20 protein-coding genes are annotated in these 22,387 nt (G+C 71.8%); 2 read left to right on the plus strand and 18 right to left on the minus strand.

The genetic code is table 11. The annotated features are described in order from the left end of the window. From ACZ601_RS38290 to ACZ601_RS38335, 10 genes are all read right to left on the minus strand, one after another. The coding region (locus ACZ601_RS38290) for a homocysteine S-methyltransferase family protein (RefSeq protein WP_469546674.1) at positions 1–1,424 on the minus strand (1,424 nt) is incomplete at its 3' end. Between the two features lie 139 nt (positions 1,425–1,563). After that, complete coding sequence (gene metK, locus ACZ601_RS38295; RefSeq protein WP_469546676.1) at positions 1,564–2,775, minus strand: methionine adenosyltransferase; 1,212 nt, start codon at positions 2,773–2,775, stop codon at positions 1,564–1,566. A 76-nt stretch (positions 2,776–2,851) separates the two neighbouring features. Continuing rightward, on the minus strand, positions 2,852–4,960 hold the full coding sequence (locus tag ACZ601_RS38300; RefSeq protein ID WP_469546678.1) for a condensation domain-containing protein: 2,109 nt from the start codon (positions 4,958–4,960) through the stop codon (positions 2,852–2,854). 206 nt (positions 4,961–5,166) lie between these two features. Continuing rightward, positions 5,167–6,000 carry a 4'-phosphopantetheinyl transferase family protein gene (locus ACZ601_RS38305; RefSeq protein WP_469546736.1) on the minus strand — a complete coding sequence of 278 codons (834 nt, stop codon included), beginning with the start codon at positions 5,998–6,000 and terminating at the stop codon, positions 5,167–5,169. A 76-nt stretch (positions 6,001–6,076) separates the two neighbouring features. After that, positions 6,077–7,834 (minus strand): acyl-CoA dehydrogenase, encoded by a 1,758-nt coding sequence (locus ACZ601_RS38310; protein ID WP_469546681.1) that lies wholly within the window; start codon positions 7,832–7,834, stop codon positions 6,077–6,079. A gap of 303 nt (positions 7,835–8,137) precedes the next feature. Then, positions 8,138–8,392 (minus strand): acyl carrier protein, encoded by a 255-nt coding sequence (locus ACZ601_RS38315; RefSeq protein ID WP_401933940.1) that lies wholly within the window; start codon positions 8,390–8,392, stop codon positions 8,138–8,140. A 253-nt stretch (positions 8,393–8,645) separates the two neighbouring features. Then, a complete protein-coding gene (locus ACZ601_RS38320; RefSeq protein ID WP_440574192.1) occupies positions 8,646–9,602 on the minus strand; it encodes an aromatase/cyclase in 957 nt (318 codons plus the stop codon). A gap of 25 nt (positions 9,603–9,627) precedes the next feature. Continuing rightward, entirely contained in the window at positions 9,628–10,410 is a 783-nt protein-coding gene (gene fabG / locus ACZ601_RS38325; protein ID WP_469546685.1) for a 3-oxoacyl-ACP reductase FabG, read from the minus strand. Positions 10,411–10,412: 2 nt separating this feature from the next. After that, entirely contained in the window at positions 10,413–12,122 is a 1,710-nt protein-coding gene (locus ACZ601_RS38330; protein WP_469546688.1) for an FAD-dependent oxidoreductase, read from the minus strand. A gap of 72 nt (positions 12,123–12,194) precedes the next feature. Further along, positions 12,195–13,814: a class I adenylate-forming enzyme family protein gene (locus tag ACZ601_RS38335; protein ID WP_469546691.1), complete on the minus strand. Its 1,620-nt coding sequence runs from the start codon at positions 13,812–13,814 to the stop codon at positions 12,195–12,197. A gap of 149 nt (positions 13,815–13,963) precedes the next feature. Here ACZ601_RS38335 and ACZ601_RS38340 point away from each other — a divergent pair, with 149 nt between their 5' ends. Then, positions 13,964–14,467 (plus strand): nuclear transport factor 2 family protein, encoded by a 504-nt coding sequence (locus ACZ601_RS38340; protein ID WP_469546694.1) that lies wholly within the window; start codon positions 13,964–13,966, stop codon positions 14,465–14,467. Between the two features lie 58 nt (positions 14,468–14,525). After that, positions 14,526–14,984, plus strand: coding sequence for a nuclear transport factor 2 family protein (locus tag ACZ601_RS38345; RefSeq protein WP_469546696.1), 459 nt, complete (start codon positions 14,526–14,528; stop codon positions 14,982–14,984). Positions 14,985–14,991: 7 nt separating this feature from the next. Here the strand turns inward: ACZ601_RS38345 and ACZ601_RS38350 are convergent, their stop codons facing one another. The 8 genes from ACZ601_RS38350 to ACZ601_RS38385 all read right to left on the minus strand — a co-directional run bounded on the left by ACZ601_RS38350 (position 14,992) and on the right by ACZ601_RS38385 (position 21,634). Beyond that, complete coding sequence (locus tag ACZ601_RS38350) at positions 14,992–15,912, minus strand: MBL fold metallo-hydrolase (RefSeq protein WP_469546698.1); 921 nt, start codon at positions 15,910–15,912, stop codon at positions 14,992–14,994. Further along, positions 15,912–16,175, minus strand: a complete 264-nt coding sequence (locus ACZ601_RS38355; protein ID WP_440574185.1) for an acyl carrier protein — start codon at positions 16,173–16,175, stop codon at positions 15,912–15,914. The genes ACZ601_RS38350 and ACZ601_RS38355 overlap by 1 nt, the downstream gene beginning before the upstream one ends. 53 nt (positions 16,176–16,228) lie before the next feature. After that, positions 16,229–17,485, minus strand: coding sequence for a ketosynthase chain-length factor (locus tag ACZ601_RS38360; RefSeq protein ID WP_469546703.1), 1,257 nt, complete (start codon positions 17,483–17,485; stop codon positions 16,229–16,231). After that, complete coding sequence (locus tag ACZ601_RS38365) at positions 17,482–18,747, minus strand: beta-ketoacyl-[acyl-carrier-protein] synthase family protein (protein WP_469546706.1); 1,266 nt, start codon at positions 18,745–18,747, stop codon at positions 17,482–17,484. Before ACZ601_RS38365 ends, ACZ601_RS38360 begins: the two co-directional genes overlap by 4 nt. 40 nt (positions 18,748–18,787) lie before the next feature. Continuing rightward, on the minus strand, positions 18,788–19,549 hold the full coding sequence (locus ACZ601_RS38370; protein WP_469546708.1) for a thioesterase II family protein: 762 nt from the start codon (positions 19,547–19,549) through the stop codon (positions 18,788–18,790). Between the two features lie 82 nt (positions 19,550–19,631). After that, positions 19,632–20,453 (minus strand): AfsR/SARP family transcriptional regulator, encoded by an 822-nt coding sequence (locus ACZ601_RS38375; RefSeq protein ID WP_440574181.1) that lies wholly within the window; start codon positions 20,451–20,453, stop codon positions 19,632–19,634. A 231-nt stretch (positions 20,454–20,684) separates the two neighbouring features. Next, the gene (locus ACZ601_RS38380) at positions 20,685–21,098 is read right to left on the minus strand and encodes a MarR family transcriptional regulator (RefSeq protein WP_469546711.1); all 414 of its coding nucleotides are present in this window, start codon (positions 21,096–21,098) and stop codon (positions 20,685–20,687) included. After that, positions 21,098–21,634 carry a MarR family transcriptional regulator gene (locus ACZ601_RS38385; protein WP_469546713.1) on the minus strand — a complete coding sequence of 179 codons (537 nt, stop codon included), beginning with the start codon at positions 21,632–21,634 and terminating at the stop codon, positions 21,098–21,100. The genes ACZ601_RS38380 and ACZ601_RS38385 overlap by 1 nt, the downstream gene beginning before the upstream one ends. Positions 21,635–22,387 lie beyond the last annotated feature (753 nt).

The raw sequence follows: 22,387 nt of genomic DNA on the forward strand, positions 1-22,387 counted from the left end.
GCCTGGCCCTCCTCGTCGATGGTCAGCGCGATCAGCGCCGCACCATGCTCAGCGGCCAACTGAGTGACCTTCACGAAGCGCGACTCGGGCCCGTCCCCGTCCTCGTAGTTCACCGAGTTCAGCACGGCCCGCCCGCCGAGCTTCTCCAGCCCCGCCCGCAGCACCGGCAACTCCGTGGAGTCCAGCACGATCGGCAGGGTCGAGGCGGTCGCGAACCGGCCCGCCAGCTCCTCCATGTCCGCGACCCCGTCACGGCCCACGTAGTCGACACAGAGGTCGAGCATGTGCGCGCCCTCACGGATCTGGTCGCGCGCCATCTCCACACAGTCGTCCCAGCGCGCCTCCAGCATCGCCTCACGGAACTTCTTCGACCCGTTGGCGTTCGTCCGCTCACCGATCGCGAGGTACGAGGTGTCCTGCCGGAAGGGAACGGTCTGGTAGAGCGACGCGGCACCCGGCTCGGGACGCGGCTCCCGGACGGCCGGGGCGAGGTCACGGGCCCGGTCGACGACCTGGCGCAGGTGCTCCGGAGTCGTACCGCAGCACCCACCCACCAACGACAGCCCGTACTCCTGGACGAACGTCTCCTGCGCGTCCGCCAGACCCTCGGGACCGAGCGGGAAATGCGCGCCGTCCTTGGTCAGCACCGGCAGACCCGCGTTCGGCATACAGAGCAGCGGAATGCGGGAGTGCCGGGTGAGATAGCGCAGATGTTCATTCATCTCCGCCGGGCCCGTGGAGCAGTTCAGGCCGATCATGTCGATACCGAGCGGCTCCAGGGCCGTCAGGGCGGCCCCGATCTCGGAGCCGAGCAGCATCGTGCCGGTGGTCTCGAAGGCCAGCGACACCAGCAGCGGCAGATCGCTGCCCAGAGCCTCCAGCGCACGCCGCGCGCCCAGGATGCCGGCCTTCGTCTGCAGCAGGTCCTGCGTCGTCTCGACGATCAGCGCGTCCGCACCGCCCGCGATCAGCCCCTCGGCGTTCTGCTGGAACCCGTCGCGGAGCTTCACGTACGGGGCGTGGCCCAGCGTCGGCAACTTCGTGCCGGGGCCCATGGAGCCCAGGACCCAGCGCTGCTGCCCGGTCGAGGCCGTGAACTCGTCCGCGACCTCACGGGCGATGCGCGCACCCGACTCCGAAAGCTCGTACACCCGCTCGGGAATGTCGTACTCGCCCAGCGCCGCAGTGTTGGCGCCGAAGGTGTTCGTCTCCACGCAGTCCACGCCGACCGCGAAGTACTCCTCGTGCACTGAACGCACGATGTCCGGCCGGGTGAGATTCAGGATCTCGTTGCAGCCCTCAAGATTCTCGAAGTCCTCAAGCGTCGGGTCCTGGGCCTGCAACATGGTGCCCATGGCACCGTCGGCCACCACCACCCGGGTGGCCAGTGCCTCACGGAGTGCTGCGGATCGGGTGCCCGTCATGACCGGTGGTCCAGGGCAGGTGCGAACAGTCCGGCCGCGTCTGCGGCGACGGAACCGGTGACAACGATGCGCACGTCGGGCTCTCCTCGAAAGTACGGAGCACGAAGGACGAAGGACGAAGGACGAAGGAGCCGGCCGGTCAGAGACCGGCCGCGGCCTTCAGCTGCTGGGCGCGGTCGGTCCGCTCCCAGGTGAACTCGGGCAGTTCGCGTCCGAAGTGGCCGTAGGCGGCGGTCCGGAAGTAGATCGGCCGCAGCAGGTCGAGGTCACGGATGATCGCGGCCGGGCGGAGGTCGAAGACATCTTTGATCGCCTGCTCGATGCGGTTCTGGGCGACGGCGCCGGTGCCGAAGGTCTCGACGAACAGGCCGACCGGCTCGGCCTTGCCGATGGCGTACGCGACCTGGACCTCGCACCGGTCCGCGAGGCCCGCCGCGACGACGTTCTTGGCGACCCAGCGCATCGCGTAGGCGGCCGAACGGTCCACCTTGGACGGGTCCTTGCCCGAGAAGGCGCCGCCACCGTGGCGGGCCATGCCGCCGTAGGTGTCGATGATGATCTTCCGGCCGGTCAGACCGGCGTCGCCCATCGGGCCGCCGATCTCGAAGCGGCCGGTCGGGTTGACCAGCAGCCGGTAGTCGTCGGACTCCAGCTTGATGCCGTCCTCGGCCAGTTCGGTCAGTACGTGCTCGACGACGTGGTCGCGGATGTCCGGGCCCAGCAGGTTGTCGAGGTCGATGTCGGAGGCGTGCTGCGAGGAGACGACGACGGTATCGAGACGGACCGGGCGGCTGCCGCTGTACTCGATGGTGACCTGCGTCTTCCCGTCGGGACGGAGGTAGGGGACGGTGCCGTCCTTGCGGACCTCGGTCAGCCGGCGTGAGAGCCGGTGGGCCAGGTCGATCGGCAGCGGCATCAGAGACGGGGTCTCGTTCGTCGCGTAGCCGAACATCAGGCCCTGGTCGCCGGCGCCCTGCTGGTCGAGCTCGTCGATCTCCCCGTCCCCGACCCGCTTCTCGTACGCGGTGTCGACGCCCTGCGCGATGTCCGGGGACTGGGCGCCGATGGAGACCGAGACTCCGCAGGTGGCGCCGTCGAATCCCTTGGCGGACGAGTCGTAGCCGATGCCCAGGATCGTCTCGCGGACGAGACCGGGGATGTCGGCGTACGCCTTGGTCGTCACCTCACCGGCGATGTGCACCTGGCCGGTGGCGATCAGCGTCTCGACGGCGACCCGGGAGGACGGGTCCTGGCTCAGCAGGGCGTCGAGGATCGCGTCGCTGATCTGGTCGGCGATCTTGTCGGGGTGGCCCTCGGTCACGGATTCCGAGGTGAACAGGCGGCGGGACATGGCTCTCCAGAGGTGTGAGGTCCGTTGAACGGTCGAGCGTCGGCGCGGCCGGCCGGGTGGTCGTCCGACGTATGCGTCATCCGGCGCGTTCGGCGGCGGATTCGAGCAGCCGGGCGAGATCGCCGGCGGACGTCGCGGTGCCGGTGAGCACGATGAGCGGCGGCCGGCCGCCGCTCGCCGCGATGAGCCGGGTGATCCGGTACGCGGCGACTCCGCAGCCGGAGAATCCGCCGAGCACGAGGTGCCCGCCCGCTTCGACGATCGGCCTGAGCGCGTCGTACCCGGCTCCGTCGTCGAGCGCGGCGCCCAGCAGTACGAGGGCTTCGGGGCCCTGATACGAGCGCGCGAGCAGTTCGTAGCTGAAGCGGGGGGTGCCGTGCGACGGTACGAGGCAGACGGTGCCCGCACCGGGGTTCCGGGCCGGTCGCAGGGTGATGAGCGCGGGCGCGTCGGCGTCGGCGTCGGCGTCGGCGTCGGCGTCGGCCGGATGGTCCACCGATGTGGTCGGGGGCGTACCGGCCTCCGTGCTCGCGTCCGCGTCAACGTCCGCGTCTGCGTCCGTGTCAACCAGCAGCGCCAGCACCTCGGAGATGGTGGTGGACTCGCCCGCCATACGGGGGAGTTCGTCCAGCAGGAATGCGGCGTGTGCCAGGACACCACCGATTCCGGCGGGCTGGGTGTGGTCGTAGGAGACGGTCACGATGAGCCCGCCGTCACCGTCGTGGTGGGCGACGAGCGTGAGCGGGAAGGCTGTCCGGGCGCCGAGCGTCTCCGGTGGTTCCACCCGGACCCCCTGCGCGGCGAGGTCCCGGACGAGACCGTCCGGGCCGTCCGGCCCGCCCTCGAACGCGACCAGGCTGCCCACCGCGTCGGGCGTCCCGTCCCGGTCCTCGGTCCAGGTACGGATCTGGCCCGCAGAGACCCATTCGTACGCGGCCATGTCCAGGGCCCGGTCACGCAGCAGGCCGAGCAGCTCCGGCACGCTCCCGCGCGGGTCGACGACGACGGACATCGGCAGTGGGTTGCGCAGGGCACCCGGCAGGCGCTCCACTCCGTCGAACAGGATCCCGCGTCCGGACACCGTCACGCTGAAGCGGACCGGCTCCGCGTCGGCGGTTCCGGCGGCCCGGTAGAGCAGCAGGGCCCACACGGCTTGCAGCGCACCGCTCTCGGTGCTGCCCCAGCCGGCCGCCCAGGCGCCGAGCCGTGCCGTCTGCACGGCGGTCAGCCGCAGCCGGGTGCGCCCGGCCCCGGACGGGATCCCGCCGGGTACGGGAGCGGGGGCGGCGGCCACGGGCAGGGGCGAGTGCGTGACGCCGGGCGGTGGTGTGGCATCCGTCCAGAACGTGCGTGCCGGTTCGGTGTCCTGATCTGCGAGCCACTGCGCGTAGTCGCCCATGTCGGGGCGGCGTTCACCGCCCGGCAGGCAGCCGCCGGCCAGGTAGGCGCGGTAGAACTCCCGCAGCAGCAGGCGCGCGCTCCAGCCGTCGAGCAGCGCGTGGTGGTAGGTGAGCAGTACCCGGGTGGGCAGGGACGTGGCCGATACGACGGGGTCGCCGCCCAGCACGGTCACGCGCAGCGGTCCGGGGCGGCGCGGGTCGAGGCCGCGGCACCGGTCGTATTCGGCCACCGCTGCCCAGTCCCCGGCGCTGTGCGGCAGCCGTACCACTTCGGCCTTGACCCGGTCGTGGACCACGATCCGCGGCTCGGGGCCGTCGGCGAAGGCGGAACGCAGCACGCTCTCCCGGTCGAAGAGTGACTGCCAGGCGGCGGTGAAGCGTTCGGGGTCCAGCGGCCCGTGCCAGACCCAGCCGAGCTGTTCGACCTGGCGGCCGGTGCCCGGGTGGGCGTCGGCGTCGGCGAGCAGTTCGTGCTGGAGCGGGCTCGGCGGGACGGCGCATACCGATCGGCCGGCCGGCGGCGGGTCCGTGAGCAGGTCGGCCAGGAGTCCGGCCGGGAACTCCCCGGGGGCGCTCATGGTGAGGATCAAGGTGTGCAGGCCGGGCCCGTGGGGCCGGAGCCGGTGCTGCCAGGCCGGGCCGTCCGTCCGGCCGGCGGCGATCCGGTCCAGCGCGGATTCGAGGCGCCGGGTGTCCAGGGGACCCCGGAGCTCCAGGAACGGCGGAGCCTCATAGGGAGGTTCTCCGGGATCGACGACGACGGTGATCGGGCCGTCCGGTGACATACGTGAGAGATGATCGGCGGTCATGGTGTGTTCGGGGCGCGCACCCCCTCCCTCCCCTCTCTGCGAGCACGGAACGAGTATGCGAGGCCCGACCGTACGGGCCTGATACGACGCTCGGAACCGTCATCCGGCACGTTAGCCGCGCAGCGGAGCAAGGCCGGATTTCTCCACCGGCTCTGGACGGATCCGCGAACGCGGCGGCGGTGTCATCCGTGGTCGAGGAGTCCCGCGACGGCCCCCATGAACCCTCCGTCGAGCATGGTGCGGGCCGCCGTGTCGCGTGAGGTGTCCAGTCCGGAGTCGTGGCAGGCCACGCTGATCAGGTAGCGGCCCAGCACCAGCCGGGTGGTGAACGCCCATTCGTCACGGGCGGCCGGTGTCCCGTCGGGGGCGAGCAGGCCGCCCGCGCCGACGCCGAAGCCGAATTCGGTGAAGCCGAGGCGCAGTCCCTGGCCGAGTGCCTTGGTGTAGGCCTCTTTCAGGGTCCACAGGCGGAGCAGCTGAGCCCGCTGTTCGGCCTCGGACAGCGCGGCGAGATCGGCGCGTTCTGCGGGTGTGCAGACATGGTCCTGGAGGAGCTCGAACGACATGTGCCGCTCTGCGGGTTCGGCGTCGACGCCGATCCTGCCGCAGCGGCTGATGCCGACGGCGATCAGGTCGTCGGTGTGGGTGAGGCTCACATCGATCTGGTCGAGCCCTCGCAGATAGGGCCGTCCGCCGATCTTGTACGCGAGGTCGAGTTCGGCGGGCCGGGTGCCCAGCGCGGCCGCGGCCGTGAATTTGGTGGCCAGCCGGGAGGCGACGAAGCGGTAGCGGATGGTGGGGTCGGTGGTGCGGCGGTAGCGCTGCCAGTCCCGGCCGAGCAGCGGGCGCAGCGAGGGGTCGGCGACGGCTCCGGTGAGCCACTCCCCCCAGGTGGTGTGCACCACGGCGTTGCCGTGCAGGTTCATGCCTTCGCGCACCAGGTCCCATGGCCCGTCGGGGCCGCTGACGTGGATCGGCTCCGTGATGTGTACGGCGGCGCCCGGTGCGGCGGTCATCGGCTCTGTCTGCGTCAACGGTCTTTCCTTCCCTGGGTCGTTGCCCGCCCCGCCCCTGGGCGTGGGTGCCGCTGTTTCACTGGGCGAGGGTGATGCCGTCCAGGTCGCAGCTGCGGCCCGTCCGGAAGCGGCGGACCAGTTCGTCCATGACCTGTGCCAGACAGCCGTCGGGCAGTTCGGGTACGGGGATGGCGAGCCGCTCGCCGAGGCGGGACAGCGCGAGCAGTGCCCAGGCCGGATTGGCGAGGAACGGGTCCCGGCCGTCCTGGCCCTCCCACACGCCGAGTACCGCGGCGGCTGCGACGATCAGGCTGTAGCGGTCGCTGAGTACGCAGACGGCGGGGTCGGCGAGCGCCGTGGTGCCGTAGGCGGGCAGTCGGCGGCACTCCTCGCGCAGGGCGCGCAGTTCGGTGAGGAAGCCCTCGGCCAGTGCGGCGAGCGCGGCGATCTGTCCGCCCAGGCCGCGGTACGAGGCGAGGCGGTCGGCGGAGCCGACGAGGGAGGCGGCCATGAAGTCGCCGCCGCCCGCGAGGCCCAGCAGCCGGTAGTCCAGTGCCGGGAGTTCGGCTCCCTGGCGGAACAGCTCCGGCGGTGGTTCCGCCTCCTGGAACCAGGAGTGTTCGGCCAGGCCGCGCAGCTGGGGGACGATCACGGACTGGCAGGAGGCGGTTCCGGCGTGGCCGAGTCCGGCGACCGGCAGGTCCCGTACGAGCTTGCCGAGCGCGCCGTACTCCGGGCTGTCGTGCTCGTAGCCGCGTGCTCCCAGGACGGTGGCGAGCTCCTCCAGGTTCTCGCGCAGCAGGTCGGGCACGACGTACTTGACGGCGGCCGCGAAGACATGGGCCCGGTCGGGCAGCAGGCTCAGGGCGCGCAGGACGACGGTGGCCATGCTGTCGCAGGCCAGCAGGTCGGCGAAGACTCCGGCCAGCGGTTTGTGCCAGCGGCGCGCGATGGGACCGCTGCGGCCGGTGGTCGCGGCCCGTACCGCGGAGTGCAGGACGGTGTCCGCGGCCGCGGTGACGACGCCGCAGATGAGGCTGCGGTTGACCTGGAAGGTGCGCAGGGCGAGGGCCACGCCTTCGCCCGTGCTGCCGACGCGAGCGTCGCCGGGGACGGTGTGGTCGGTGAACTCCAGCCCGGAGAAGAGCGCTCCGCGCATGCCGGGGGTGGTGACTCGCGGCAGGTGCCGCACGGACGGGCTGTCCTGCCTGGCCGGGTCCAGGAGCAGCACCGAGTGGCTGTGCGGTCCGCGGGCCGGGTCGGTGCGGGCGTAGACGACCTGGGCGTCGGCGCGCGCGGCGTTGATGATCACGTCCTTGCGCCCGTTCAGCCGGTAGCCGTCGGGGGTGGTGCCGGCGGTGAACTCGTGCCGCAGGATCGCGTTGGAGTGGGCCAGTTCGTGGTGGAGGATCGTGGCCCGGCCCCCGCCGAGCAGCAGGTCGGCGGTGCCGCGTCGCTGCGCGGGGGTGCCTGCCGCCCAGATGGCGCCGGTGGCGAACAGCGAGGTGATGCCGTAGCCGAAGCCGAGGGCGACGTCACGGCGGAAGACCGGTCGCAGGACGCGGGCGAGCAGGTCGGCCCGGGTGAGCCGGCCGCCGTATTCGACGGGTACGAACTCGGCGCCCAGGTCCGTGCCGGCGAGGAGTTCCTCGGTGGCGGCGGGCGGGACGCTCCGGGCGTCGGCGGCGAACAGGGCGCGCAGCCCGTGCGGGTTCGCGGGGTCGTAGGGGTCGCCGAGCAGCGCTTCGAGCCGGGACGCCCGGGTGCGTGCGTCGGACTCCCACCAGCTGTGACCGGTGGCCGTGGTTCCGGTGATATCGGCGGTGGTGGTCATGGCAGCGGGAGTCAGCTCCGTCGTCGCAGGGGGCGCGCCAGATATCGCGCCGGTACGCACGACTCTGACGGGCACGCCTCGTGCGGCACCGGAGCCGTACTCGACGCATCGCCTGCCATTCCTGGATCGTTCACCGAGTCATCCGGAGCCGGATCCCAACCGGATCCCAGCCGATTCCCGGCTCACTTCCGAGCGGGGCTCATGTACGGCTCAAGCCGGATTCGAGCAGATTCCAGAAGTATTCAGGAGTATTCGGGTGACGCCCGGCGGCTCCGCCGGTCCCTCCTAAGGGCTGTCCCGCCCTCACCCCGGGACCGGGACGGACAGCTTGCGGGCGACGAACGCGTCGAGGGCCGCGATGGAGCAGAAGTACTCCAGCTCCAGGTCCTCGTTCTCGACCGTGATGCCGAACTCGTGCTCCACGAAGGAGACGAGCCGCATCGCGAACACCGAGCTGACGAAGCCGAGCTCGAAGATGTCGTCGTCCGCCTTCAGGTCCTGCACCGGGAAGAAGCGGGACAGGTATTCCGCGATCCGGGCTCTGTTGTCCGTGCTCATCTCTTCATCCGTCCTGATGTCATGGAGCGGGACGCCGGGTGGCCGGCCGGTGGGTCAGTGGTGAGTACACGCACGCGCACCACTGAGCCACCGGCCGGCCGGAAGAGAGGTCGGGCCCGCCGCTGCTGCCGCCCCGTTCCCCTCCGGGGAAGTCCGTCGCGGCAAGACTCACAGCGGCGGCTGGAGCGGGACCGGAGCAGCGGTGGACATCGCCGCGCCGGGCCTGCGGCCAGGATTCGGCAAGAGGGTCCGGTCACAGCACGTGGATCGCAGACTCCGCGTGCCGTTTGGCCAGGTTGAGGGTGGCCGTCGAGTTCCGGCCGAGCGCCTCACGTACGTAGCGGCGGGCCTGAGCCAGGTCGGCGCCCTCACCGAGCACGCTCTCGATGGCCTCCTCGCGCAGCACCACGCTGTGCTGGGAGATGACCGTCACGCCGGACTCGTCGGGCAGCACCGACCACTCACCGGTGTGCGCGTCCATCAGCGCGGGGGTGGTGGTCTGCTTGTAGACGATGCGGCCCGCCTGCGGGAAACAGACCCGTACCGACTCCGTGGTGTGGGTCGAACCGTCCGCGGTGCGGGTGTCCATCGCCATGACCTGGACGCCGGGGGTGTCCTCCGTCAGTTCGAGGCGTGCCACGTGCGGTACGAGCTCCGGCCAGTCGCTCACCCGGTACAGGAAGTCGTAGACCAGCTCGGACGGCCCCTTGACCCGTACGGCGTCCTCGAAGGACAGGACGAGTTCGTCGAGCCGCGGCCAGCGCTCGGCCAGCCGCTTCAGATGGTCCAGCTCCGCGACCGAGTTAGTGTCGATCGCCCGCTCCACCCAGGCCACGTCCTCGGGCCGGTCACCGGTCACCGTGAAGTCGTGCAGCAGGGTCAGCACACTGGTGCCGCCCGCCCGCTCCTCGACGGTCCAGGTTCCGTTCATCGTCTCGACCGGGGCCTGCGGGTGCTGCTGGCGGAAGGTGATCCGCCGCGCCTGCGGGTCCTGCACGCGCCGGGAGATCCAGGACCGGACCTGCCCGTTGGCCGTGGCCCACATCCGCAGCCGTTCGTCGCGCCCGTCGAAGTCCAGCCGCTCCACATGGACGTTCGGCGGGAGGAACAGCGGCCACTGCACCGCGTTCGAGATCAGCCCGTACGCGACCCCCGCGGGCGCGGCCACCTCGACCGAATGCGCCGTGCGGTACACACGCTCACTCGACACCACACATCACCTCTTCCTCACAGATTCAGAAATTGCCAAGTCCGCCACAGACATTCAGTGCCTGTGCGGTGATTGATGCGGCGGACGCGGAGGCCAGATAGCCGACCAGTCCCGCGACCTCTTCCGGTGTCGAGTAGCGGCCGAGCGGGATCTTCGCCTCGAACTGCTCCTGCACGATGTCCTCCGTGGTGTCCCAGGCCGCCGCGTACCCCTGGCGCACCCGCTGCGCCATCGGTGTCTCGACGTAACCGGGGCAGACCGCGTTGACCGTGACGCCCGAGGGGGCCAGCTCCCGGCCCAGCGCCTTGGTGAAGCCGACGACCCCGTGTTTGGAGGCGCTGTACGGGGCGCCGAGCAGCACGCCCTGCTTGCCGGCCGTCGAGGCGATGTTGATGATCCGCCCGCCTCCGGTGCCCGTGAGGCCGCCGTTCTTCAGCACCTCGCGCGTCACCAGGAACACGCTGTTGAGGTTGGTGTCGATGACGTCGTACCAGAGCTCGTCGGTGATGTCGGCGGTCACGCCGCCGCCGCTGCGCCCGGCGTTGTTGACCAGCACGTCGACGCGTCCGTAGGTCGCGACGGCGGCGCTCACGAGCTCGGCCACGGACTCCCGGGAGCGGACGTCGGCCGCCAGTCCGTCGGCCGCCAGGCCCTCGTCCCGGAGGTCCTCGACGGTCTGCTTCACGTCCGCTTCGGTGCGCGCGCACAGGAAGACGCGGTGTCCGGACCGGCCGAGCTGACGGGCCACCGCCAGTCCGATGCCGCTGGTGGCTCCGGTGATCAGGGCTACGGGTTCGTTGTCGGCCACGGTCAGTGCTCCTTCAGCCGGTGGGTGGGGGCGGGGAGGACGAGTCCCGGTTCGGGCCGGGCCGCATCAGCGAGCAGGTCCGCCGGCCGCAGCGGGGCGAGCGCCCGGCCCAGGGCGGCCCTGGTCAGGACGTCGGCCCGCGCGGCGGTGTACCCGTCGGGGCGCACCAGCAGCCAGCTGCCCGGCGCCAGGCCGAGTGCGGCGCGCAGCCGTCCGTCCGGGTCTGGGAGCGGGGCGGGCCCGTCGGGGCCGGTGCCGCCGACGGTGCGCACCGACAGCCACTCCGAGTACTGGGCGGCGGCCGTGATGGCCACGCCCACCGGGACGTCCCCGGGCCCGGTGCCGCCCGCGGCGAGCAGCAGGGACCAGCGGGGGTCGCGGAGTTCGGCGCGCAGTCCGGTGCAGCCGGAGTCGTCCGGGTCGTGGACCGGGGCCTGGGCGAGCCGCTCGCCGGGTCCGGGCACCGGGGCGGGTCCGGCGCCGGACCTGCGGCGGGGGGCACCACCGGTGGTCAGGGCCGAATCGCCGTAGCCGATGCGCAGCCCGGACATGCCGCCGAGCACCTTGCGCTGAACAGCCCGGCGCAGCGGGGTCACGTTCCGTACGAAGGTGAAGACGACGGGCAGCGCCACCGAGGCGAACATGTTCTTCAGCTGGACGAGGAAGGTGGCGGCCCGGGTGGAGCCGAGCAGCGCCCGGCCGATCGGCACCCGCTCCTGGCTGTAGGTGTCCAGGAGTTCCGGGCCCGCGTGGCCGTGCTCGACCATGGCCACCTTCCAGCCGAGGTTGTACGCCTCCTGGATGCCGGTGTTCATGCCCTGTCCGGAGGCGGGGCTGTGCACATGCGCGGCGTCCCCGGCGACGAGGACACGGCCCTCGCGCATCCGCTCCACCATCCGCTGCTGGAAGGTGAAGACCGAGGTCCACTCGCTCTCCCCGACCAGGACGGGGCGGCCGAGCCCGGCCGACAGCTTCTCGGTCAGCCGCTCCTCGACGGGGCGCGGTTCTTCGCCCCGCCCGAGGGGTGCGGTGTCCAGCAGCCGCCAGTGCCCCTCCCGGGCGTAGGGCACCATCATCAGCGCCTGTCCGCCTGTGTGGGCCCAGTAGATGGTGTCGGGCGGCAGGTCGGTGGCGACGGGTGCGTCGGCGAGCATCCAGGTCTCGCCGGCCCCGCCGAGCAGTTCGAGGCCGAGCAGTTTGCGTACGGTGCTGTGGCCGCCGTCGCAGCCCACGAGCCAGGACGTCTCGACGCTCTCCTCCGTGCCGTCCGGCCCGCTCAGGGTCGCCCGCACGGAGTCGGAGTCCTGCTCGAAGCCGGTGAGCCGCACCCCCCACTCGACCTCGACACCGAGGCGGGCCACGGCCTCGCGCAGCACCTCTTCCGTCTCGGTCTGGCCGATGACGAGGGTGTACGGGTACGAAGTCGGCATGGTGGCGTAGTCGGCCTCCAGCCGCACCAGGCGGCGCCCCTCGGCGTACATGGTGAACGCGCGGTTGCGGCGGCCCCGTACGAGCATGTCGTCGACGATGCCCATCTGGTCGTACGTCTCCAGGGTGCGCGGGTGCGTGGCCACGGCCCTGCTGGTGCGGGCGGGCCCTGCGGCGGCGTCGACGAGCCGTACGCGCAGGCCCCTGCGGGCCAGTTCATGAGCGGCGGTCAGGCCGACGGGTCCGGCGCCCGCGACGATCGCGTCGGGCCGGTCGGTGGTCATGCGCTCTCCTGGGCCGGCTTGTTGACGGAGGTCACCATGGTCTGCTCCTGGTGGTGGGGCTGATGCGGGCGTTCATGCGGCGGCGCGTGTCTTCAGCCGCTGTCGCAGCGCGCGTCGTTCGGGCTTTCCGGTGGGGGTGCGGGGCACCGCGTCCAGTGCCTCGGTCAGCCGGATCCGTTCGAAGTCCGCGAGCCGCTCGTTGGCGCGTGCGGTGACCGATGCGAGGACATCGGCCCCCGCGGCCCGACCGGACCCCTCGTGTCCGGGCGCGGTTGCGGCGTACGCGTCCCCGGGGTCCTCGCGCAGGACGATCCCGGCCCAGACGAGGCCGCCGTGCACGTCGTCGGGCCAGTCGGCGACGATGCAGTCGGCGACCCGCGGGTCCTCGCCGATGACCCGTTCGACCTGGCTCGGCGAGACGATTTCGTTGTCGTACTTGAAGATGTCGTCGAGCCGGTCCACCAGGCGCAGCTCTCCGTCATCGTCGAGGTAGCCGACGTCGCCGGTGGAGAACCAGCCGTCCTCGTCGATCCGGGACGGTTGTGCGTCACCGAGATAGCCGGCCATCAGCTGCGGGCCTCTGACCTGGACCTCTCCGGTGGACCAGACCTCGACCGGGGTGCGGGAGTCCACGTCGACAAGTCGGCACTCGGTGCCGGAGACGGGCCCGCCGACCTCACCCGTCCGGTAGCGCTCGGGCCGCTGGCAGTGCGTGAGCGGGGAGAGCTCGGCCATGCCGTAGCCCTGGATGACGGGGACGCCGAGCCGGTCGCGCAGGTCGCGCGCCGCCTGGGGCCGCAGCCCGGAGCCGCCGGAGAGCACGGCCGTCAGCCGGGCGCCGCCGGGCGGCGGTCCCACGGCGGCGGCCAGGCGCTCGTCGGTGGCGAGGCGGTGCAGCCGGGCGGGGAGCCCGTAGTAGTGGGTGGCGCCGGCCGCGGCGGCCGCGGCGAGCGAGGCGAACGGATCGGGGTTCTGGCAGAGCACCTGGCACGCCCCGGCGTACACCGCGGAGTTGAGGTGCATGACGTGGTAGAGCGGCAGGTGGTTGAGGGTGACGGAGGCCGGGTCCAGGCCGTGGGCGAGGGCGGTCTGCTTGGCGTTGGCGACCAGGTTGCGGTGGGTCAGCAGGACGCCCTTGGGGCGGCCGGTGGTGCCGGTGGTGAACTGGACGCAGGCGATCGAGCCCGGCTCGTACGGTTCGTGTCCGTAAGCGTGCGGGGCCGACTCCAGTTCCGTGTGCAGCGACAGCGTGTCGCCCGGTGTCACCCCGTCCGGTGCGTCGGTCACCACGATCGTGCGGAGCCGGGGCAGCACGTCGCGCAGCTTGGTGAGCAGTTCGGCGATGGCCGCGGAGACGAACGCCACCTCCACCCCGGCGGTGGCGAAGACGTGCCGCAGCCCGTGCTCCCCCATCAGCGGGTTGACCAGCACCGCCGTCGCACCGCTGCGGACCGTGCCGTAGTAGGTGGCGACGAAGACCGGGTCGAGGACATGGGCGACGCCGGTACGTACACCGGTCCGGCCCCCGTTCTGCCGCCGCAGCCAGGCGGCGACGCGATCGGTCAGCGCGTCCAGCTCACCGAAGCCGAAGGCCGTGTCCGCCGTCCGCACGGCGATGCCGTCGGGGTCGCGCAGGGCCGCCCTGCGCAGCAGGCCGTCCAGCGGAAGGTCCGGAAAGACAAAGTCCGGCATGCTCGTTCTCCTCCGGCTGGTCGGGGCGCGGCTGCCGGTTCACCGGCTGCGGTTCACACGCTCGACCAGGACGCTTGAGGAATCTTCGAAGAGCGCTCGATCTGTGCCACAGAGAGTGTCCGTATCCGATGGAACGGAGGGCCGGTCACATGACCACCGAGATACTCAGCCGCACCCGAGCCACCACAGCCGACACCGCAGTCGTCTTCGAGGCACCCGCCGAGGCGCTCTCCGAAGCGGAGTTCGGCGTCCTGTACGCGCGGATCCAGCAGTTCTACGCACACCAGATGCAGCTCTTCGACCTGCACGAGGCCGAGCGCTGGGCAGGAACCTTCACCGAGGACGCCGTCTTCGACGTACCGACACTGGACGAGCCGGTGCGCGGACGCGTCGCCCTGGCGTCGAACGTGCGGCGCAACAAGTCCCAGCAGGAACGCAGCGGGGAGCGGTTCAGGCACTGGATCGGCATGCTCGACCTGCGACCGCAGGCCGACGGGACGCTGCACACGCGCTGCTACGCGCTGGTGTACGTGACACCCGGTCAGGGCGGCTCCGCGGTGCACCGGGTGTGCGTCATGGAGGACGTGCTCGTCCGCTCGCGGGGCAAGTGGCGCACCCGCCACCGCGTCGTGACCCGCGACGACCTCGGCTGAGAGGTGTCATTTCTGACCGGCAGCCGGCCGGCAGGGCCCTGAGACCAGGAGACGCAGTATGACGACGTACGCGACCGAGCCCCGGCTCGGCACCGACCGGACCGCGCTCTATGTGGAGGTCCAGCAGTTCTACGCCCGGCAGGTCCGGCTGCTCGACGATCTGCGGGCGGCGGAGTTCGCCGCCACGTTCACCGAGGACGGGGTGTTCGCACAGTCACCCGGTATCCCGCAGGTGCGAGGCCGCGAGGCCATCGCGGCGGCGCTGCGCGCCGCGCACACCCGGCGTTTCGGCACCGAGCCGGTGCGGTGCCGGCACTGGCACAACATGCTGCGCGTGGACCCGGGCCCTGACGGCACCCTGGTCACGCACTACTACACGCTGGTGATGGTCAGCCGCCCCTGGGACCCGGCGCCGGTCATCGCGCCGAGCAGTGTGGTGGAGGACGTGCTGGTGTACGAGGACGGGGAGCTGCGCACGCGTGAGCGACGCATCACCCCTGACCACCAGTCGTTCTGACGCCACCTCAGGCGTGGCAGGCCGGCCGCCCGCCGTGGTGCTCCGACATCTCGCGGAACAGCGCGGGAATGTCCAGCGGATCGCCGGGCGCCGCGCCGAGCTCCTCCGCGTAGGCGCGGTGCAGGTTGGGCACCAGCCGCTCGGCGTCCAGCAGATCGGCGTACGCACCGGGGCCCGCCTCGCGCGCGACCTGGAGCGGGGTGAGCCGGGCGGCCACCCCGTCCCTGGCGAGCTGCCGCAGGCGCAGCAGGTACCCCTCGTTGTCGTCCAGCAGCCCGGGTCCGCCCACCGGTCCGTGGCCCGGCACGACCGTCTGCGCGCCGAGTGCGCGCAGGGTCCGCAGCGCGGCCAGGGAGCCGGAGACCGAACCCATCGGGCAGAACGGCGTGACGCCGGACATGACCAGGTCGCCGGTGAACACCACCCGCTGCTCGGGCAGCCACACGACGGTGTCGCCGGTGGTGTGCGCGGTTCCCGGGTGGATCAGTTCGGCCCGCAGGGAGCCCACGTGCAGCGTCATGCGGTCGCTGTAGGTGATGCTCGGGGGCACCACCTCCAGGTCCCCCCAGCACACGTCGGGCCACAGCCCGGCCATGTGCAGCCCGGCCGCGGCGATGTCGGCGCGCGCCCGTTCGTGGCCGATGACGACGGCCTCGGGGAAGACGAAGTTGCCGAAGGTGTGGTCGCCGTGGAAGTGGGTGTTGACCACCAGACGCGGTGGGCCGCCCGCGACCCGCAGCGCCTCTGCGCGCAGCCGGCGGGCCCGTGCCTCGGTGGCGACGGTGTCGACGAGAAGGGCGGTGCCGCCGTCGACGATCACTCCGGCGTTGTTGAGGCACCAGCCGCCGTCCGGCTGGACGTAGGCGAAGACGCCGTCGGCGATCTCGGTGAGCCGGGGCGCGCCCGCCTCCCCGGTGCCGTCGCTCATCAGGCGGCGATCCGGGCGGCCAGGGCGCGGTTGACAAGTGCGAGGTACTGGCGCGGGGTCTCGGCCTCGTCCAGCGCCTCCTCGTCCAGCAGCACGTCGTAGTCGCGCTCGATCACGCCGGTGGCCTGCAGGAGGGCGAGCGAGTCGTAGCCCAGGTCGAGGAAGAGGGTGTCCAGGACGTCGCCGTCCAGGTCGATGCCCTCCCCCTCGCCCGCGCAGGCGCGCAGCAGGGTGGTCAGTTCGGTGAGTTCCAGCCGGTCCACAAAAGTGCCTTTCTCCTCGGTGTTGGTTCAGAACGTCCGGCGGCGGGACCTGGTCAGCGCGCGGCGCGCACCACGGTGGCCGCGTTGAAGCCGCCCCGGCCGCGGGCCAGTACCAGTGCGGTCCGCAGCACGGCCGGGCGCGGCCTGCCGGTCACCAGGTCTACGGGGCGGTCGTCGTCGACCCGTGCGGTGCCGGTCGTCGGGGGGATCACCTGGTCGCGCAGGGCGAGCAGGGCGGCCGCCAGGTCGAGGGCGGAGCCGCCCGCGGAGAGCCGGCCGGTCATCGACTTGGGCGCGGTGACCGGCACCCCGTACGGGCCGAACAGCGCGGCCAGCGCCTGTGCCTCGGCCCGGTCGGCGTTTCGCTCGCCCGCCCCGTCGGCGAAGACGACGTCGATGTCGCCCGGGGTGACACCGGCATCCGCCAGGGCCAGTTCGGCGGCGGCCAGAAGCCGGTGCTCCCCGGTACCGGGTGCCGGGTCGAACGTGGCGGCACAGCCCGCGACCGTGCCGTGGACGGTGGCACCGCGACCGCGCGCGGCGTCCCCGTCCTCCAGGACGAACAGGGCGCCGCCCTCGCCGACGACATGGCCCGACGCCTCGGCGTCGAAGGGCAGATAGGCCCGGCCGGGATCGTCACAGGTGCTCAGTCCGCCATCGGCCAGCTGGGCCGTCCAGCCCCAGGGGCAGAGCGCCGAGTCGACTCCGCCGGTGACCACGGCCGAGATCCCCTTGCGCAGCTGGCGGCGGGCCTGGGCGACGGCGTCGAGGCCGCCCGCCTGCTCGGAGACGATGACTCCGCTGGGGCCGCGCAGCCCGTGCCGGATGGAGATCTGGCCGGAGTTGGCGGCGTAGAACCAGGCGAACGACTGGTAGGCGCCGACGTGCCGGCTGCCCTTGCTCCACAGCGCCTGGAGTTCGTGCTGCCCGAACTCGAAACCGCCGGAGCCGTTGGCGGTGACCACGCCCACCGCGTAGTCGGGCAGCCTGGCCGGGTCGAGGTCCGCGTCGCTCAGTGCCTCGGCCGCGGCGGCGAGCGCGAACCGGGTCACCCGGTCGGTCTGGGGCAGCAGCCGGCTCGTGACATGGTCCGCGTCGACGAACCCGGTCACCTCCCCGGCCAGGCGCGCGGGGTAGCCGGAGGCGTCGAAGCGGGTGACGGGCCCGATGGCGTTCTCGCCCCGCAGCACGGCCGCCCACCACTGTTCGGTGCCGACGCCGCCGGGCGCGACGACACCGATGCCGGTGACGGCCGCTTCCACGCCCCGGGCGCCGATCAGTCCGGCCTCCTCGGGGGCCACGGCGGTCATGCGGCCACCCCCAGCCGACGGGTGGTCAGCACCATCGCGCTCTGGAAGCCGCCGAATCCGCTGCCGACGCTGAGCACCGTGTCGGTGCGCTGCTCCCGTGCGACCAGCGGGGTGTAGTCGAGGTCGCATGCGGGATCCTGATCGTGCAGATTGGCCGTCGGCGGCACGATGCCGTGCTCGATGGCCAGGGCGCTGGCGGCGATCTCCAGGGAACCGATCGCGCCGAGTGAGTGACCGATCATCGACTTGATCGAGCTGACCGGCACCCGGTGGGCGTGCTCGCCCAGGCTGCGCTTGAACGCCGCCGTCTCGTGCTTGTCGTTCTGTTTGGTGCCCGATCCGTGGGCGTTGATGTAGTCGACGGACGTGCCGTCGAGCCGTGCCTCGTCGAGGGCGATCCTGATCGCCTCGGCCATCTCGCCGCCGTCCAGGCGCAGTCCCGTCATGTGGTACGCGTTGGACCGGCTGGCGAAGCCCGCGATCTCCGCGTACACATGGGCGTCGCGCCGCAGCGCGTGCCCGTACTCCTCCAGGATCAGCACCGCGCTGCCCTCGCCGAGCACGAAGCCGTTACGGCTGCGGTCGAAGGGGCGGGAAGCGGTCTCCGGCTCGTCGTTGCGCGAGGAGGTGGCGCGGATCGCGTCGAAGGACGCCAGGGTGATCGGGGTGACCGGTGCTTCCGCGGCGCCCGCCACCATCACGTCGGCGCTGCCCTCGCGGATGAGTTCGGCGGCGTGGCCGAGCGAGTCCAGGCCGGAGGTGCAGCCCGTGGAGACGACCGCGACGGGCCCCTGTGCGCCGACGTCACGCGCCACCTCTGCGGCGATGGAGCTGGGCACGAGGTAGTCGGTGAGCCGCGGCTCGGCCCGGGTGTGATCCAGCAGCCAGTGGCTGCCGTGCTCGCTGATGTGCGCGTAGCTCTCGTCGAGTCCGGTGCTGCATCCGACGGCACTGCCCAGGGTGACCCCGGTGCGTTCGGCCCGTACCCCCGCTGTCAGTCCGCTGTCGGCGACCGCCTCGCGGGCGGCGACAAGGGCGAACTGGGCCGCCCGGTCCAGGCGTCGGGCCTCCTGTGGGCCGAAGCCGTGCGCTGCCGGATCGAAGTCGGCCTCGGCCGCGATCTGCGAGCGGAACGAGGAGGCGTCGAAGAGGGTGATGCGGCGGGTCGCGGTGCGGCCCTCGGTCAGCAGTGACCAGAACGCCTCGGTGCCGACCCCGCCGGGGGCGACCACCCCTATCCCGGTGATGACGACGCGTCTCATCGGCTGTCCCTCATGTCTGTCCTCCTGTGATCGGCGGCGGTCAGCCGCGGGCCGCGGCGACCGCGCGGGCCGGCCGGGTGCGCCGTACGACCCGGCAGGCGCGCCCGAGCAGCCGAGGCAGCTCGTGGCCGCGTACGAAGAAGTGGTCCCCCGGCACGGTCCGGGTCACCGTCGGTCCCGTGCTCCAGTGGCGCCAGCCCGCCATCACGTCCGGCCGCGCCAGCGGGTCGTCCGCGCCGGAGACGATCAGCATCGGCACGGACAGCGGCGGGCCCACCACCGGTTCGTGGGCGTTGATCCGCAGGGTGTGGGCGAGAGACAGGTCGTCCCGGAGCACCGGCAGCACGGCCCGGTGCCAGACTCCCCCGGGCTTCGCTCCCGCCGGGAGGGTGCCGGTCTCCGCGAGCAGCTCCAGCAGCTGGTCCTCTGGCCCCCAGGCGGCGTCCGACAGCGCGGAGGCTGCGTCGGGGGGCGGGCAGGCACCGAGGGCGAGAAGCGCCGGACCGGGCAGCCCGGCCTCGTGCAGGGCGCGGGTCACGGTGTAGGCGACCATCGCCCCGAGGCTGTGCCCGTACAGCACATAGGGAGCGTCCGGCGCCTGGGCGAAGAGGTCCATCACATCGGCCAGCAGCTCCTCGCGCCCGGAGATACGGGGCTCGCGGCGTCTGGCATCGCGGCCCGGCAGCAGCCTGGGCAGCGACTCGACCCCGGGCCCCAGATCGCCGGGCCAGTTGTAGAACGCCGAGACGCCGGCTCCGGCGTGCGCGAAGCAGTGGAGCCGTACCGGCTGTTCCTCACACATCTGCCGTACCTCCTGGGTGGGTTCGCCGGTCGGTCCCAAGGTCGCCGACCCTCCTAAACACGTGCCTGGACACCTGCTCGGATCAGGCCGCGTACAGATCGAAGGTGGAGCCGCGGCGCGATCCGCTGAGCGTGTCCAGCGCCGGGTCGACGGTGAGCATCGCCTGGTGCAGCCGCTGGAGCTGCGGCGAGGGCTCCACGCCCAGGTCCTCGATGAGGCGGGTGCGCAGCCTGCGGTAGACGTCCAGCGCGGTGGCCTGCCGGCCGGAGCGGTACAGCGCCACCATCGCCTGCGAGTGCAAGCCCTCGTGCTGGGGGTGGCGTGCCATCAGATCAGTGAGTTCGGCGAGGAGTTCGCTGTGCCTGCCCGTTCGCAGATCGGCGTCGATGCGCCGTTCGACGGTCACCAGGCGGCTCTCCTCCAGCCGCAGGACCTCGATCTCCAGAATCGGCCCGACCCGTACGTCGACGAGCGCCGGCCCGTGCCACATCCCCAGCGCCTCGCGGTACAGGCTCGCGGCCCGCCCGTCCTCGCCCTCGTCGAAGGCGCTCTGCCCCGCCGACACCAGCTGCTCGTAGCGGTGCACGTCGACGGACTCCTGCGGGATCTGCAGCAGATAGCCACCGTGCCGGGTCGCGAGCACCTCCTTGACGGTGCCGGGCGCGTCCGGCCCCATCGCGGTGCCCAGCCTGCGGCGCAGCTGGAGGATGTACGTCTGCAGGGTGGTCATCGCGCTCTGGGGCAGGTTGGTGCCCCAGATCTCCTCCATGAGCGTCGGCACGGGCATGACCCGGCCCGGGTAGAAGGCGAGCAGCGACAGAATCTGCCGCGGCTTTCCCGCGGTCGGAACGATCGACACCCCGTTGACGTCGGCACTCAGCGGGCCCAGAACCTGAATCTCCACGATTTCCTCCCCGTTGCCCGGTCGATTCCCCAGGCCTGTCCGACGGTTCGAAGGCGGACGGGGCCCTGGCCAGAAGCTGTTGGCGTTCCGCACGCTAGCGCCGTTCACCCCACCGGCCCACAGACCTCGACCCGCGCTCTAGCGACCCTCCAACGAAGGGCCGGCGCGGATACCCGGCGGGGGCCCGGTGATTTCCGGGGGCCACCGTGACGCCGGACCGGACGAGGACGATTAGACGGAGCGGATAGAGCGCCGTCGCCGGGCGTCGGTGTTGCCGACTTTCCGGGGCGCGGCCGCGCGGGCGTCGGGGGTGATCGGCGGGTCGACCAGCGCGGCCGCGACCAGGCGACGAAGGTCGGGGTTGGCGGAGAAGAAGTACCGGGCGTTGACGCGGTGGCCGCCGGCCTCGTCGCGGACCACCAAGCCGATGGCGGTGAGCCGGGCCAGCGCGTCGTACACGGTCGACTCCGCGAGTTCAATGTCGGCCGCCGCGTCCTCGACCGGGATGGTGATGTACGCGAAGAGGCCGCCCTGATGCTCTATCCAGTCGAGCACGCAGCGCTGTGCGGCGCTCAGGTTCAGCGTGTAGAGCGGCGGGGTGACGAACTCCTGCTCGGGGTCGAACGGGGCGGGTGCTGTGGTCATCAGCTCGTCTCTCCAGCAGCTCGGCGGATCGGAGTTGCCGACTCCGCAGCCTGCCCGGTCCTGGACCGGGCCGCCTTGGCGTCCGCGGTCCTCGCCCGAGCCTTCTCGTGGGGAGCCACCCTGGGCGGGGCCAGCCGCTTGCAGGCGGTGACGTGGGTGCTCCCGGCGCCCTCCCAGTATCGGAGGGGTGTCAACTGGTAGGCGGCGGCGCGCGGGGACGGCTTCAGCAGCAGCCCCATCCTCGTCAGCCTGGCCAGCGCCTTCTTGCACGTCGAGGCGTTCGCGTCGATCTCCTCGGCCAGCGCCTCTGGGGTGACACGGATCGCCAGGCTCGCGGCGCCGTGCTCGCGCAGCCAGTCCAGCGTCGCCCACTCCGCGCCGGTGAGGCCCAGCTTGTAGAGCGGGACCTCGCTGCCCGTGGACTGCAGTGTGTAGCCGTTGCCCTCGAACTGGTGCGGCACTCTGGGCTTCTGCTCGATCACCTCACCCGTGTCCTGGTCGACTAAGACCAGTCGCCGGCCCCTCCGCGCTGCCATGCCGCTCCGTCCGTCGCGCATTCCTAAGGGGCGCTTTTTCACCCCATAGCTCCGGTCAACAACCCCTTATGCGCGAATAGTAGCTGATGGTGTACCAGAGAATCGCCCCTTACAACATGACCCTCCGAGGTGTTCACCCTCGGGGTCAACCCAGCTTGACCCCGAGGGTCGGACGGAGCATTAGCTAAGGGGCGATTTTTCACCCCCTAAGGGGCGGTTTTTCGCCCCTTAGCTTCGCGTTTCCGCAGGTCAGAGGCACCGTCCCCTTCTGTCAGTAAACGCGCGCGCGGATACCACATCAGCCCCACACCCTCAACCACCCACGCCTTGACCCGATGTCGGTGCGTTGACCTTCTGGCCGTACCGGGTGCGGAAGGGCCAGCAGCCACAAGGAGCTATGGCCCGTCGGCGACCGCGGGCGTGAGCTGGGCGTCGTCTGGCTGAGCAGGCTGCGCGCGCGGCAGCGAACTCACCCGCGGACCGTAGGCGGCAGCAGCGTTGCTGCGTCTCGGGTGGCGCGGACCGTGACGCTCAAAAGGATGAACGCGTGGCCGAGGCCGGTGGAGCCGGGCCGAGCCTCCCGCGCGCCGCATACCGCGCGGCGGCTTTCGTCGTGGCGGGCGGTCGGGGGCCGGGGTGGTGAAGGGGGCCGGTGGTCGGTTGCCGCAGGGGAGAAAGCAGGGGCTCAAGCCACCGGTGCGGCGCAGTGAGGGTGGGCGGCGGGGGAAGAGCCGACCGCCATGCGGCTGCGCG

The organism is Streptomyces sp. NPDC104307 (assembly GCF_055584045.1).